Here is a 14222-nt window from a genome sequence, read left to right as displayed (position 1 = left end):
ATTTACCTCATTACTTTCTTTAGATCTTCAATTACTGTGAAAATAGCATTTACAATGGGCGTTACTTCATTATAATCATTTAAGCCTGACAAGCTTAATCGAATGGATTGATCGGCTTCTTCGTAATTTTTACCGATAGCTAAAAGCGTTTTGCTTGGCTTTTTTCGCTTTGATGAGCAAGCAGATGTAGTGGATACAAACACTCCTTTTTCTTCAAGAGCGTGAACAAAAACCTCACCTTTAATACCTTGTGCTGTAAAATTTATAATATGAGGTGCCGAATGCTCATTCGGCGTATTAATCGTGATTCTTTCGTGAGCAGAAAGTTTGTCCATCAGTTCTGCTTTTATTTTCCGCATTTTTTGCTGATTTTGAGCAGCATGTTCAAGTGTTAAACGGAGTGCTTTAGCAAATGCTACGATTCCCGGCACATTTTCCGTGCCTGATCGATGCTGCATTTCCTGAGAGCCTCCGCTAAGCAGCGGATGAAGCTGAACTCCATTTCGTTTATATAAAATTCCCGTCCCTTTTAAGCCGTGAATTTTGTGTCCTGATAATGTGCATAAATCAATTTTATGATCCGCTAAAGAAAGCGGAACTTTTCCAATCCCCTGCACATGATCGACGTGAAAAAGCACCTTGGAATAGTTCGTCAGCATCTGTCCAATTTCTTCAATTGGCTGAATGGTGCCAATCTCATTATTTACATGCATAACAGATACTAAAATGGTTTCATCCGTAATAGCTGATTCAATAGCCGCAGGTGATACAAAACCACTGGAATCTACCGGAACATACGTAACGTTAAATCCTAGGGATTCTAACTGCTTGAATGGTTCATGAACAGAATCATGTTCAATATTTGTCGTAATGATATGCTGACCTCGGCTTTTATATTGCATCGCTACGCCTTTAATAGCCAAATTATTCCCTTCCGTTCCTCCAGATGTAAAGATAATTTCATTTGACGATACGTGCAGCAATTCTGCTACTTGCTCACGCGAACGGCTCAACAAATTCTCTGCCTGTACGCCAAATTGATGGAGGGAGGATGGATTGCCATAATAAGTTGTAGCTACTTTGGTAAAAGATTGTATGACTTCATTATAGGGTTTTGTTGTAGCGCTATTATCTAAATAAATCAAGGATGCGCGCCCCCTTCTTCATTTTTTCGGAACAACGTATTATCATAACATACCTTGATACTTTTTTAAATTAGGTTTTGCCTTAGTAATCATAACAAGGATAGACGATCTTTTCAAAGCTATTTGCCACTTTATAAGCAAGGTCTCCCCTTGCTTATCCTAACAGTTGCTGCCGTATTTATAGACTATACCATTAGCATTGAAAGAGATACGAGATAGTATGTAAAGAAAAGCATCATAAAAAAGCTCGTGTCCTTTGGACACGAGCTTTTTAACTCTGTGAAGATACAATACGCTGTATACGATCCAGCGCACCAGGATCTACTTGCTCAATAGCTGCAGATGCCTGTTTTAATGCTTCTTTGTATTCATAATGACGAAATGCTTCTTCTGCTTCTTCTAAAGACTGTGCAATTGAGTGATGAGTACTTCTATAACGGTTACCGTATTGAATCACTCTTTCAACGAGTCGCGCTTCTTCTAACATTGCCTCTGTTTCATCAAATGTATCCTGAACAAAACCAACAGCATCTTCAAGTAAAGATTGAACAGCTTGAATATTAAGCGGTTTTTCTTTCAGCTTAGCGGTTACTTCATTTAAGATATGAACCGTTTTTTCAAGCTGCACTTTATATTCTTCAGGAACACCAGGAAGGTTGCTTTTTTGAATAAGGCGTCGTGCTTCAATCAACTGAGATTTCAGTTCTTCTATTTTGTCCTTAGCTGAGAGCTCATCTTTGCGAAGAGCTTGTAGCATATCGCTATAGGATTCCTGAGATTCTTTTAATTGGTTAAGCTGTTTGGAAACGTCTTCGAGTTCTTCTTGGATCACACTGTAGGCTAAATTGTGCTCCGCCACCTTGTCCGAAATATTATAGTACAAGTTAGTCAATCGTTTTAGTTCGCGGTCCATTTTATAATATACGTCTAAATCGCGCTCTTTAAAATGATAGCTTTGCTGTACAAATAGCGTTTCTTCACGAAGTTCACGGTTTCGTTCTTGAAGCATACGAAGGAAGTTAGATACCGTATGAGATTCACGGTTCATTTTATGATAGGAGAAAACCTCATGCTCAAGTGAGTCATATAACTGCTCTAAGCGTTCGTTCACATCATCTAGTTTTGTAATCGCTTCTTCCACATATAATTCTTCAATATCTGCAATAATTTCAGCAGTTTCTTGTTTTAAAAGCTCTACCGTTTCTTCTACTTGCAGATGATCTAACACATAGCCCTGCTCACTCATTTCGCGGAACCCGTCAAGCAGTTCATTGAACTGAACAGGAAGAGTGGTCTGACACTCAACTAACACTTTTGGAATTTGTTCTAAATACGAATCAATAGCTGTTAAATCAGTTTTTAATTGAAGAACAATCTCACGTGCTTGAAGATAATTTCCGTTAATCGTCTCTTCCTCGTATTTTTTAAACTGCTCTTTAGATGTATTAATTGCGTATTCTAACGTTTTTTCAGCATTTCCATAGGAATACCGATGTGCGAGCAATTTTTTCTTCACATGGCGGTGAAGCTGATTTAATTCCTCAATATCATATCGATTATCTTGTTCGCTACCAATTAAATTTTGAAGTTCAGTAAGTATGTTTTCAATATCTATCTTGGTTTGTTCTAAGGCTTGATCAATATGTATAGATAACTGCTTCGCTTTTTTAAATCGGTATTTATCCGCTGCTTCTTCCGTTTCAAACAGTTCTTTATCAATTTTCGGGAGATTAGTTGATATAATTTCATCCCACTGCTCACGCCAACGTTCAAATAGCTCTTCAGTTTGACCTGTCATGTTCAATTCTTTTACTTTTGAAATTTCCTCTGCAACTGGCGTATTTGCTAATTCGACTTTGATCGTTTCCAGGCGATCAATTTCTTGATAAATCTTTTTACGTGAAAACATTCCGTACACAACTAATCCGATAATAAGTATGATTAGTGCTATAATGAATTCCATACTAAGCCCCCTTACAGTGCGTTCTACATGACAAGTTTCTTATTTATAAAAAGGGTGAATTTAATCCTTTAAATTTTTTTGCGTCAATGTTTTTATGATACCATGTAAAGTCCAACTTTTGAGCAAAAAATTAAATTTTTTTATACAAAATATTGGCATGGAGTCACTTTGTGTCGTTACAATGGAAAAAGAAGAAAAAAGGAGGCATTTTTTATGAAAGTTGACAAACATATTCATACTCCATTTTGCCCACACGGTTCACCTGATTCATTGCAACAATATGTTGAACAGGCGATTTCCCTGAACTTTGGGGAGATTTCGTTTACAGAGCATGCTCCATTACCAAAAAGCTTCAGTGATCCGACGCCTGATCGCGACAGCGGAATGGATCCTGACAAACTTGATCGCTACATTCAAAACGTACAGCAAGTTAAAAAAGAATTTGAGCGCGATATTCGTATTAATATCGGATTGGAAGTTGACTTTATTGAAGGATTTGAACACGAAACAACAGATTTCTTAAACGAATATGGTCCTTATCTCGATGACAGCATACTTTCTGTCCACTTCTTAAAACATGAAGAAGGATATGACTGCCTAGATTTTAGCGCTGACGTATTTGCACATATTGTACAGAAGTTTGGCAGCGTAAGCAAAGTATATGATAAGTATTACAACACGGTATTACGCTCTGTACAGGCCAATTTAGGCGTTTATAAGCCTAAGCGCATTGGTCATATGACACTCGTACATAAATTTCAAACTCGCTTTCCATATGAAGACACACTTTCCCCTATTATTTTATCAATACTCGATGAAATAAAAATGAAAGATCTGGCTTTGGATTATAATGGTGCAGGGTTGTTTAAGCCTTTGTGCAAGGAAGCGTATCCAGCTCCCTTTGTCGTAAAAGCAGCCCAACAGAAAAAAATCCCTCTCGTATATGGGTCAGACGCCCACTGTGCGAAGGATTTAGGCCAAGGCTATGGAGAGCTCCATTTAGGATAATTGAACGCGCAGTTTGTTTGTCCGTTCATATGGCAAACATACCGTTGTGTGCACCCATTGCTCAAGCTCAATCGCATATTGCTGAACAAAATACGGTTCGTGAGGCAATATATGAAGAACTTCACTTAGGTACTGAGGATGAAGATAAGGCATAGACAGCATGCCCTTAAGCTCAATGATTGTAAAGGAAACGTGCAGCTTTCGAAATTCCTTTTCTTTCATCCCTCTTTCAAGGATTGTTTTTAAGTAGTATTTTTCTTTGGTTAAATACGTAGTCATAACTTCTCGAATTAAAATCGTGTCAAGAGAGATTTCTCTATATACGAGCCGGGCAATATGCCTATTTTCGTGCTGGTAATGTAAGATAGCTCGAATCATCACGATCATACTTTCTGTTGAAGACAGCTTTTTCATTTCTTGGAATGCTTGCTCCAGTACCCCAATATAACCTTCAAAATAAGAAATCACTAAACTTTCAAGCAATCCTTCTTTGCTATGAAAATAATATGAAATATTCGCTACGTTCACTTTCGCTTTTCCTGCAATCTCGCGCACCGACGTACCATCAAAACCTTTTACGTTAAAAAGAGAAACAGCCGCATCAATAATTTTCTCTTTCGTTTTTGACTGTACAGCCATCTATCTACACCTCATTTCGATTTATTTTTACAAAACACATATGATTGCAAAATTGTGTAGAAATCGTTACAGTATTTAAAAAGGATTTTAGTAGCCTCTCTACATAATTCGTGATAGGCTTTTTAGTTCCTGTAATCTTTTATCGACAAAGTAGCGTTAAAACTGACGTTTCCTGATAAAAACTCATTAAATCTTATGTTGAATGGAGGAGAATACATTGTTTAATGTCGAAAACTACAGCGGCTCAAAACAAAAGGATTATGAATTAGTAATTAAGCAATTACGCGCCTTATCAGAAGGAGAAAGCAATACAATTGCTAATCTAGCAAATGCTTCAGCTTTACTAAATCAATTTTTAAATGAAGTAAACTGGGTAGGCTTTTATTTAATGGAAGACGGCGAGTTAGTACTCGGCCCTTTTCAGGGGCTGCCGGCTTGTGTTCGCATTCCACTTGGAAAAGGCGTATGCGGTACAGCAGCTCAAAATCAAAGAACAGAGCGAATTGAAGATGTTCATGCATTCCCTGGCCACATTGCATGTGATGCTGCTTCTCAATCTGAAATCGTTGTACCAATGGTGAAAGATGGTAAACTTTTAGGTGTTCTTGATATTGACAGTCCAATCAAAAATCGCTTTGATGAGATCGATCAACAGTATCTTGAAGAATTCGTCAAAGAACTCACTTCCTTTCTTTGAATATGAATAAGCAAAAAAACCGCTGCAAATCAGCGGTTTTTGCTTATTAAACAAACGTTTGATTAGCCCATCACCACCGTTTTCTTACGTTCTTTCTTCTTCTTTCATACTTCAAAAGAATATATCCTTTCTTTTACATTCTTTTAATCTTCAATCTTCCTTGACTTTATACGAGGAAACACCTATAATACTCGTTGTGTGAAATATTGCAGCTTATACAATCTTCTTTATGTTTTTTCATTTTGTTCCTCATTAAAAGATTGTTTTACAGAAGTAGCAATTCTTTTAACAAGATGGTGTATCGTGTAACTCTCTGCTGCTAGAGCGATGGTACATGAAAACAAAATGAGCATATCGCTAGAATGTGTCTGTTTTTGTTTTGCATAAAATAAAAACACAAACAAGGAGGAGTCATCATGGCTCGTTATACAGGTCCAAGTTGGAAAATCTCTCGTCGCTTAGGTCTTTCTCTAAGTGGTACAGGTAAAGAATTAGAAAAACGCCCTTACGCTCCAGGTCCACACGGCCCAGGTCAACGTAAGAAAATTTCTGAGTACGGTTTACAATTACAAGAAAAGCAAAAATTACGCCACATGTATGGTGTAACTGAGCGTCAATTCCGTAACTTATTCGTTGCTGCTGGTAAATTAACTGGTAAGCACGGTGAGAACTTCATGATTCTTTTAGAAGCTCGTCTTGATAACTTAGTATACCGTATGGGTCTTGCACGCACTCGTCGTCAAGCTCGTCAATTAGTTAACCACGGTCACGTTTTAGTTGACGGTAAACGCGTTGACATCCCATCTTACCGTGTACAACCTGGTCAAGTGATCGGTGTTCGCGAAAAATCTCGCAACCTTTCAATCGTGAAAGAAGCGCTTGAAGTTAACAACTTCGTACCAGACTACTTAACAGTAGACGCTGAGAAATTAGAAGGTACATTCACTCGCTTACCAGAGCGTTCTGAATTATCTGCTGAAATCAACGAAGCACTAATCGTAGAGTTCTACTCTCGTTAATAGTAAAAAGCCGTTCCTTATGGAGCGGCTTTTTTGCTGTCTATATATAAAAAAAGGCCTTTCGGCCTTTTTTTTTATGCGTATTGAATAAGGGTATATTTTTTCTTGCCTCGACGAATCACTGTGAATTGACCTTCAATACGATCTTCTGCACCTACTGTTTTTTGTAAATCTTGTTCACGCTCACCGTTTAAGTAAATCGCACCGTTTGAAATATCTTCACGTGCTTGACGTTTAGAAGGAGAAATTTTACTTTCTACAAGTAAATCAATTAAACCAATATTTTCACCTGTATGCGTGTAAGAAGGAACATCCTTGAATCCTTGCTTAATTTCTTCTGCTGTTAACTCTGAAATACTTCCGCTAAATAAAGCTTGCGAAATACGAATTGCTTGCTCAAGAGCTTCTTCACCGTGTACAAGCGTAGTCATCGCTGCCGCTAGTGCTTTTTGTGCTTCGCGTTTTTCAGGAGCTTCTTTTGCAGAAGCTGCTAATTCATTAATTTCTTCGTGTGATAAGAATGTAAAGTATTTTAAATATTTTATAACATCACGATCATCTGTATTAATCCAGAATTGGTAGAATTCATACGGACTTGTTTTTTCAGGGTCTAACCAAATTGCTCCGCCTTCTGTTTTACCGAACTTCGTCCCGTCCGCTTTTGTTACAAGCGGAACTGTTAATCCAAATGCTTTTGCATCTTCTTCTGATTTACGAATTAATTCTAAGCCAGCCGTAATATTTCCCCATTGGTCGCTGCCGCCAATTTGAAGCTTACAGTTATATGTTTGGTATAAATTCAAGAAATCGTATGACTGTAAAATCATGTAGCTAAATTCCGTAAATGAAATGCCTGATTCGATACGAGATTGAACAGAATCCTTTGCCATCATATAGTTAATACCAAAGTTTTTACCGATATCTCGTAGGAATGTAATAACATCTAATGAGCCAATCCAGTCATAGTTATTTGCAATAACTGCTGCATTTTCACCTTCTTCGAAATCTAAGAAGCGTGAAAGCTGACCTTTAATACGCTCACTAAACATGGCAACCGTTTCTTTTTCATTTAACGTACGCTCTGCTTTTTTACCGCTTGGATCTCCAATAAGACCCGTACCTCCACCAACTAATGCAATTGGTTGGTGTCCAGCTTGTTGAAAGCGACGTAAAATTAAAACAGGAAGCATGTGGCCGATGTGAAGGCTGTCGGCTGTCGGATCGAATCCGCAGTACAAACGAACAGACTCTTTACTCAAAAGTTCACTTAAACCTTTTTCATCCGTTTGTTGGTTAATGAGCCCTCGAAACTCAAGATCTTGTAAAATATCCATGTTATATATTCTCTCCTTTATCTAATTGCTCGTTACAATTTGTTGAACAACATAAAAAACGCCCCTTCTTAAAAAAGAAGGGACGAAAATATCGCGGTACCACCCTATTTGGAAATAAATTATTTCCCACTTAAATGATGTAACGGTCTACCCGTCTTTTGCTACTGTAAGTTCACAAAAGATGCTCAAGGACGTATTTCATATTTGTCTATGTACTGATTTTCAGCAACCATCAGCTCTCTTAAACAGGGAGACAAGTATTACTTCTTCCTATCACTGCAGTTTATTTTATTTAAAAGTTTACACCCCACAATTATGAATGATTTCATTTTAAAATTCAAGTCCAAAAAAAAGTTCAAACAGCTGGCTGTTTGAACTTTATAAAAATCACTTATTTTCCCTACAAAGATTGAAACATTTACTCCTTAGTCTTCCATCGTTGACAAATCGCCCGTTGGCAAATCTAATTCCCACGCTTTTAAAACGCGACGCATAATTTTACCACTTCGTGTTTTAGGTAGCTTATCTTTAAACTCGATTTCACGCGGGGCTGCATGAGCAGCTAACCCTTTTTTCACAAATTGACGAATATCTTCAATCAGTTCATCTGAAGATTCATACCCATCTCTAAGTGCGATAAATGCTTTAATAATTTCCCCGCGCACAGGGTCAGGCTTACCAATAACACCCGCTTCTGCTACAGCAGGGTGTTCAACAAGCTTACTTTCTACTTCAAATGGACCCACGCGTTCTCCTGCCGTCATAATAACATCATCGATTCGGCCTTGGAACCAAAAATAACCGTCTTCATCCATATACGCCGAATCACCTGATACGTACCAATCACCTGGCATAAAATATGACTCATACTTTTCTTTGTTGTTCCAAATCGTATGCATCATAGATGGCCAGCCTTTTTTAATTGCTAAGTTACCCATTCGATAAGGTGGAAGCTCTTGTCCTTGATCGTCAACGATTGCTGCTTGTATACCTGGAATTGGTTTCCCCATAGATCCTGGCTTAATTTTCATAGACGGATAATTACAAATCGTCTGACCGCCAGTTTCAGTCATCCACCACGTATCATGAATACGTTTTTGGAACACCTTCATTCCCCAGCGTACCACTTCAGGATTTAACGGTTCTCCCACACTTAATACATGTCTGAGATTGCTTAAATCATAGCGTTTAACTAAGTCATCACCAGCACCCATTAGCATTCGAAAAGCTGTAGGTGCACTGTACCAAACCGTTACGCCAAAATCTTCAAGTGCTTGATACCATGCATCTGGACTAAATCGTCCTCCTACAATCACATTGGTTGCTCCAGCAAGCCAAGGACCAAAAATCCCATAAGAAGTCCCCGTTACCCAACCGGGATCTGCTGTACACCAATACACATCGTCATCTTTTAAGTCGAGTACCCACTTTGCAGTTTGATAGTGCTGAAGCATTGCGTTGTGAACATGAAGTACGCCTTTTGGTTTGCCAGTTGAACCTGATGTATAATGAAGCAGCATACCATCTGTTCTATCTACCCACTCAATTTCCACCTCTTTATTCGCCGCTTCTAATCGCTTCAGAAAATCTAGTTGAATGCCTTCTTCTTCTACATTTTTCCCTACAAGGAGAATGTGTTTTAAAGCTGGCAAATCTTTCACCGGAACGCGGCTCAGCAATTCAGGCGTTGTAATTAACACTTTTGCATCACTGTCTTGCAAACGATCTTTTACTGCACCTTCCATGAACGCTTCAAATAAAGGCCCAACAATAGCGCCAAGCTTTACCGCGCCTAACAACGCAAAATAAAGTTCCGGAGAGCGAGGCATAAAGATAAACACGCGATCTCCTTTTTCTACGTCTGTTTGTTTTAGCACGTTTGCGGCTTTGTTTGACCATTCTTTCATTTCTTTGAATGTATATTTTTCATTGCGCTGCGCATCTCGATAATAAAGCGCAACTTTATTTTTACGCGTAGAGTTTGCGTGCTTATCAATTGCTTCATAAGCTGCATTTAGTTTACCTGTTTCATGCCATGAAAATTCCTTCTCCACTTGTGACCAGTCAAAGGTTTGATACGTTTTATCATAGTCCTGTAAGTTGTATACCCCTTCAATTACAGGAAGCGCTTCCACCTTCATCACAAACTCCCCCTTATGTATAAAATTTACAAACCTATTATATAACAAAAATAGACTTTTCACAATTTTATAAAAATTATTTGTCGGAATTGGGATAATAGTCTCCCTTGTTATATGACAACCTTTGTTATAGAAGTGTCGAATTAACAAGAATCTCTTTTAATTTTCTATTCTATATATTTTAAAAAACTCCTTTTCTTTTATTTAATTTTTTGAAAACGCTTTAATATAAAGTTTTTTTTGTATTATAATACAGATAAGACTGCTTGAAGGTGGTGATTCATGTGAAACATTCCCAAACATACAATATGAAAGAACTAAAAACCGCTGTCGGAGCAATTGTTATTGAAGGACCTGTCTCCTCCAAGACCTTGCAACAACTTGATTTTCATGAGCAACTAACGGCCTTTCGTCCACCTGAACAGCAAAAAGAAGCATTGATCGAGATTGCCAACTTGCCTGAAGGTAGAATCATTATTGCTCGCCATCGTCATACAATCATTGGTTATGTAACCTTTTTATATCCCGATCCTCTAGAACGATGGTCGGAAGGAAATATGGAGAATTTAATCGAATTAGGAGCTATAGAGGTAGCCGCTCCATTTCGCAGCTACGCTGTTGGTAAAAACTTGCTTATCGTATCTATGATGGATGATGCAATGGAAGATTATATTGTCATTACGACAGAATACTACTGGCATTGGGATTTAAAAGGAACAGGGCTAAATGTGTGGGATTACCGCAAAATTATGGAGAAAATGATGAATAAAGGCGGACTGACGTGGTTTGCCACAGATGATCCGGAGATTAGCTCCCACCCTGCTAATTGTTTGATGGTAAGAATCGGGAGCAGAGTACCTCAAGAAAGCATACAAGAATTTGATAGCCTGCGCTTTCGAAATCGCTTTATGTATTAAGCTGACCTTTAAGAAAAGGAGCTGTGTCTGATGATTGTTGAAGAGATGATGAAAACTGATCTCGTTACCTTAACCCCCGACCATACGATTGCTGAAGCTATGAAACTTTTAGATACACATAAGATTAGACATATTCCTATCGTTAATGACCTTCATCACGTAGTTGGCATCATTTCTGATCGAGACGTAAGAGATGCAAGTCCATCTATTTTAGATAATACTTATACATCTGCTCTTCTATCCGAACCCGTGCGGATGATTATGCAAAAAGAAGTCATTACAGCTCACCCTCTTGATTTTGTTGAAGAAATTGCAAGTATTTTTTATGAACATCAAATCGGTTGTATTCCCGTCACAAAAAACAAGCGGTTAGTAGGCGTTGTTACCGAAAGAGATCTATTACATACGTTTATTCAGCTTACCGGCACCAATAAGCCAGGTTCACAAATTGAAATAAAAGTAGAAAATAAGGCTGGCGTGCTCGCTGAAGTTACATCCCTTTTTGGTTCAAAGAAAACAAACATCTTAAGCGTACTCGTCTACCCTGATGTAGATGAACGATATAAAATCCTTGTGCTTCGCATTCAAGCTATTAATCCATTGATTAGTATAAATACATTAAAAGAAAACGGCTATGAGGTGTTGTGGCCTAAATTACCGGAGATGACGTAATGACTAGTAATGCTGTATTTATTTATTCAGATGATATTCTTTCGTACAAATTCAGCAATAATCATCCGTTTAACCAGCTTCGTGTTCAACTAACATATGAACTGTTACGGGAATTTGGCGCTTTAGGCAATCAAGATATTGTATTACCGCGGATGGCATCTGATGAAGAACTTCAGCTTGTCCATGATACTAGCTATATTCAAGCGGTAAAATTAGCAGGAAGCGGCGAGCTTTCTGTTGAAAAAGCAGCAGATTTTGGTCTTGGAACAGAAGATACACCTATGTTTCCCAACATGCATGAAGCTAGTGCATTTTTAGTTGGGGGTACACTTACTGCTGTAGATTATGTGATGACTGGAAAAGCTAAGCATGCTCTAAATTTAGGAGGAGGATTGCACCACGGCTTTCGAGGAAAAGCTTCCGGCTTCTGTATTTATAACGATAGCGCGGTAGCCATCAAATATATGCAGCAAAAGTACAACGCGCGTGTTCTCTATGTCGATACAGATGCTCACCACGGTGACGGCGTGCAATGGACATTTTATGACGACCCTTCCGTTTGTACTCTTTCCATTCATGAAACGGGACGCTACTTGTTTCCAGGCACGGGAAACGTTAACGAACGCGGGCACGGTGAAGGCTATGGTTATTCATTTAATGTGCCTGTTGATGCTTATACGGAAGATGAGTCTTGGCTCGACGTTTATAAGACCTCTTTAAAAGAAGTAGCTGCTTTTTTTAAACCAGATGTTATCTTGACACAAAATGGAGCCGATTCTCATTATTACGATCCGCTCACTCATTTATGCGGCACCACGAAAATATATCGTGAGATTCCTAAAATTGCTCATGAAATTGCCCATGAATACTGTCAGGGAAGATGGATTGCGGTTGGCGGAGGAGGTTATGATATTTGGCGGGTTGTTCCTCGGGCTTGGTCATTCATTTGGCTTGAAATGATTGAACGAAAGGCAGAAGGCATGCTTCCTCTGTCATGGCTTGAAAAATGGACAAAAGTATCGCCTCACCCCGTTTGCACAAAGTGGGATGATGAACCTAATATCTATCAGCCAATTCCAAGAAAACCAGAAATAACAGAAAAAAACGCTCAAACTCTTGAGCGCGCTCTTTATCCTATTCGTTCTCATACATCTCATTCTTAAAAAAGGCTATACAAGTGTATGGCCTTTTTCACTGTGCTTCGGGATCTGAAATAATAATTTCGACGCGCCTATTTTTTTGTAGATTGCCATTAGACGTGTTCGGAACAAGCGGCTTTGTATCTCCGTATCCAAGTGCTTCAAAGCGGTTAGCAGAAAGAGAAAAATGGTTCGTTAAATAACGTATGACGCCGCTAGCACGCGCTGCCGATAGTTCCCAATTAGATGGATAACGATAGGTGTGAATGGGTCGATTGTCGGTATGACCTTCTACTTTAATATCATTTGGAATAGTACTGAATAACCTTCCTAATTCATCCAGAAAAGGGGTACCTTTTTTCAAAATGTCGGCTTGTCCTGTTTCAAACAGCACCTGTTCTTGTAAAATAAGCACAACCCCGCGTTCATCTCGCTTAGCAGTAATGACATTCTGAAGCTTATTTTCCTTCAGGTAGTCCTGCACTTTCGCTAAAATGCTATCCAGCTTTTGAGACTGCTGGCTCTTTTCTACAGAAGCTAACGATCCACCGCTTGTAAGCGAATTGACAACGGTCTGAAACTTTTGATTATCCACGCTAGACATTGAAAATAGTAAAATAAAAAAAACTAATATTAACGTCACCAAATCAGCAAATGTTACCATCCATTTTGGCGACTGTGCCGAATACCTTTTTCTTCTACGCTTCACGAACGTGTTCTCTCTTTTCTTCCAGCTTTCGTTTTTCAACAGGGGCAAATACTTTTAGCTTTGCTTGCACAAAGCGAGAATTTTGACCCGCCTGCAAGCCGATGACACCTTCAATAATCACTTCTTTAACAAAAAGCTCATGCTCCGTTTTACCAGCTAATTTAGCTGCGATTGGCTGAAAAAACAAGTTTGAAAGCAGCGCCCCGTAGAAAGTCGTTAAAAGAGCAATTGCCATGTTAGGCCCAAGCGATGAAGGGGTATTAAGGCTTTTAAGCATTAGCACTAGCCCAACGAGCGTCCCAATCATTCCCCAAGCGGGGGCATAATCGCCTGCTTTTTCAAACATACTTCGACCTCTCGCATGTCTTTCTTCCACTGCAGCTATTTCAGCTTCAAGCAGCTCTCGAATCATTTCCGGTTCTACTCCATCAATGGCTAGCAAAATACCTTTTTTCACAAATGAATCATCGATTTGTTCAAGCTCTGCTTCTAACGATAGAAGTCCTTCTCGACGCGCTTTTTCCGATAAATGTACAAATGTTCCTACAATTTCTTCTACGTTTATTTCTTTAGATTGAAACGCTTGTTTCCCTACTTTTCCCATATTTTTCAATTGTTTTAAAGGAAAGCTCACGCACAGCGTACCAAAAACGCCTCCCAGTACAATTAAAATCGATGGTACATCAATAAAAGCTAAAAAACCGCTCATTCCTCCACTTGAAATAACCCCAAACACAACCATAGAGATACCAATTAGTATCCCTATAGGTGTGAGCATATCAACTTTTTTCATATTCTATCTCCCCGTGTCTGAACTTTGGATTCGTTCTTATTCATTC

13 protein-coding genes and 1 other annotated feature are annotated in these 14222 nt (G+C 38.7%); of the genes, 6 read left to right on the top strand and 7 right to left on the bottom strand.

The window, feature by feature from the left end; genetic code table 11:
* Positions 1–2: 2 nt before the first annotated feature.
* The gene (locus tag ACFX4N_RS20200; protein WP_029319982.1) at positions 3–1145 is read right to left on the bottom strand and encodes a cysteine desulfurase family protein; all 1143 of its coding nucleotides are present in this window, start codon (positions 1143–1145) and stop codon (positions 3–5) included.
* Between the two features lie 271 nt (positions 1146–1416).
* A complete protein-coding gene (gene ezrA / locus ACFX4N_RS20195) occupies positions 1417–3108 on the bottom strand; it encodes a septation ring formation regulator EzrA (protein WP_013059480.1) in 1692 nt (563 codons plus the stop codon).
* A 213-nt stretch (positions 3109–3321) separates the two neighbouring features.
* Here ezrA and hisJ point away from each other — a divergent pair, with 213 nt between their 5' ends.
* Complete coding sequence (gene hisJ, locus ACFX4N_RS20190; RefSeq protein ID WP_013059481.1) at positions 3322–4116, top strand: histidinol-phosphatase HisJ; 795 nt, start codon at positions 3322–3324, stop codon at positions 4114–4116.
* Here the strand turns inward: hisJ and refZ are convergent.
* Positions 4108–4755, bottom strand: a complete 648-nt coding sequence (refZ, locus tag ACFX4N_RS20185; protein ID WP_013059482.1) for a forespore capture DNA-binding protein RefZ — start codon at positions 4753–4755, stop codon at positions 4108–4110. The two genes, hisJ and refZ, sit on opposite strands and share 9 nt — an antisense overlap.
* A 217-nt stretch (positions 4756–4972) precedes the next feature.
* On the opposite strand from refZ, the gene ACFX4N_RS20180 reads away from it, so the two are divergent.
* A complete protein-coding gene (locus tag ACFX4N_RS20180) occupies positions 4973–5452 on the top strand; it encodes a GAF domain-containing protein (RefSeq protein WP_013059483.1) in 480 nt (159 codons plus the stop codon).
* Between the two features lie 416 nt (positions 5453–5868).
* Positions 5869–6471 (top strand): 30S ribosomal protein S4, encoded by a 603-nt coding sequence (rpsD, locus tag ACFX4N_RS20175; RefSeq protein ID WP_013059485.1) that lies wholly within the window; start codon positions 5869–5871, stop codon positions 6469–6471.
* Between the two features lie 74 nt (positions 6472–6545).
* Here the strand turns inward: rpsD and tyrS are convergent, their stop codons facing one another.
* Positions 6546–7805 (bottom strand): tyrosine--tRNA ligase, encoded by a 1260-nt coding sequence (gene tyrS / locus ACFX4N_RS20170; RefSeq protein ID WP_013059486.1) that lies wholly within the window; start codon positions 7803–7805, stop codon positions 6546–6548.
* A 75-nt stretch (positions 7806–7880) separates the two neighbouring features.
* Positions 7881–8091 (bottom strand) — a binding site (T-box leader).
* A 139-nt stretch (positions 8092–8230) separates the two neighbouring features.
* A complete protein-coding gene (gene acsA / locus ACFX4N_RS20165) occupies positions 8231–9946 on the bottom strand; it encodes an acetate--CoA ligase (protein ID WP_192099940.1) in 1716 nt (571 codons plus the stop codon).
* A gap of 284 nt (positions 9947–10230) precedes the next feature.
* On the opposite strand from acsA, the gene ACFX4N_RS20160 reads away from it, so the two are divergent.
* Genes ACFX4N_RS20160 through ACFX4N_RS20150 form a run of 3 tightly spaced genes read left to right on the top strand, consistent with a single transcriptional unit; the run spans position 10231 to position 12698 of the window.
* On the top strand, positions 10231–10863 hold the full coding sequence (locus tag ACFX4N_RS20160; RefSeq protein ID WP_192099938.1) for an N-acetyltransferase: 633 nt from the start codon (positions 10231–10233) through the stop codon (positions 10861–10863).
* Positions 10864–10893: 30 nt separating this feature from the next.
* The gene (locus tag ACFX4N_RS20155) at positions 10894–11535 is read left to right on the top strand and encodes an acetoin utilization AcuB family protein (protein WP_013059489.1); all 642 of its coding nucleotides are present in this window, start codon (positions 10894–10896) and stop codon (positions 11533–11535) included.
* Positions 11535–12698: an acetoin utilization protein AcuC gene (locus ACFX4N_RS20150; RefSeq protein WP_029319974.1), complete on the top strand. Its 1164-nt coding sequence runs from the start codon at positions 11535–11537 to the stop codon at positions 12696–12698. Before ACFX4N_RS20155 ends, ACFX4N_RS20150 begins: the two co-directional genes overlap by 1 nt.
* Before the next feature lie 28 nt (positions 12699–12726).
* On the opposite strand, the gene motS is transcribed toward ACFX4N_RS20150, so the two are convergent.
* Positions 12727–13383: a flagellar motor protein MotS gene (motS, locus tag ACFX4N_RS20145; protein ID WP_029319972.1), complete on the bottom strand. Its 657-nt coding sequence runs from the start codon at positions 13381–13383 to the stop codon at positions 12727–12729.
* Positions 13373–14176 (bottom strand): flagellar motor protein MotP, encoded by an 804-nt coding sequence (gene motP, locus ACFX4N_RS20140; protein ID WP_013059492.1) that lies wholly within the window; start codon positions 14174–14176, stop codon positions 13373–13375. The genes motS and motP overlap by 11 nt, the downstream gene beginning before the upstream one ends.
* Positions 14177–14222 lie beyond the last annotated feature (46 nt).

Source organism: Priestia sp. YIM B13551, from assembly GCF_042787905.1.
Classification (GTDB): Bacteria; Bacillota; Bacilli; order Bacillales; family Bacillaceae_H; genus Priestia.
Note: the sequence above shows the minus strand (reverse complement) of the source record. Positions and strands in the feature narration are given on the sequence as shown.

Excerpts from the sequence above, each read along its gene's own strand:
- ezrA (WP_013059480.1), bottom strand. The coding sequence starts at position 3,108 with ATGGAATTCATTATAGCACTAATCATACTTATTATCGGATTAGTTGTG.
- hisJ (WP_013059481.1), top strand. The coding sequence starts at position 3,322 with ATGAAAGTTGACAAACATATTCATACTCCATTTTGCCCACACGGTTCA.
- refZ (WP_013059482.1), bottom strand. The coding sequence starts at position 4,755 with ATGGCTGTACAGTCAAAAACGAAAGAGAAAATTATTGATGCGGCTGTT.
- rpsD (WP_013059485.1), top strand. The coding sequence starts at position 5,869 with ATGGCTCGTTATACAGGTCCAAGTTGGAAAATCTCTCGTCGCTTAGGT.
- tyrS (WP_013059486.1), bottom strand. The coding sequence starts at position 7,805 with ATGGATATTTTACAAGATCTTGAGTTTCGAGGGCTCATTAACCAACAA.
- acsA (WP_192099940.1), bottom strand. The coding sequence starts at position 9,946 with ATGAAGGTGGAAGCGCTTCCTGTAATTGAAGGGGTATACAACTTACAG.
- ACFX4N_RS20155 (WP_013059489.1), top strand. The coding sequence starts at position 10,894 with ATGATTGTTGAAGAGATGATGAAAACTGATCTCGTTACCTTAACCCCC.
- ACFX4N_RS20150 (WP_029319974.1), top strand. The coding sequence starts at position 11,535 with ATGACTAGTAATGCTGTATTTATTTATTCAGATGATATTCTTTCGTAC.
- motP (WP_013059492.1), bottom strand. The coding sequence starts at position 14,176 with ATGAAAAAAGTTGATATGCTCACACCTATAGGGATACTAATTGGTATC.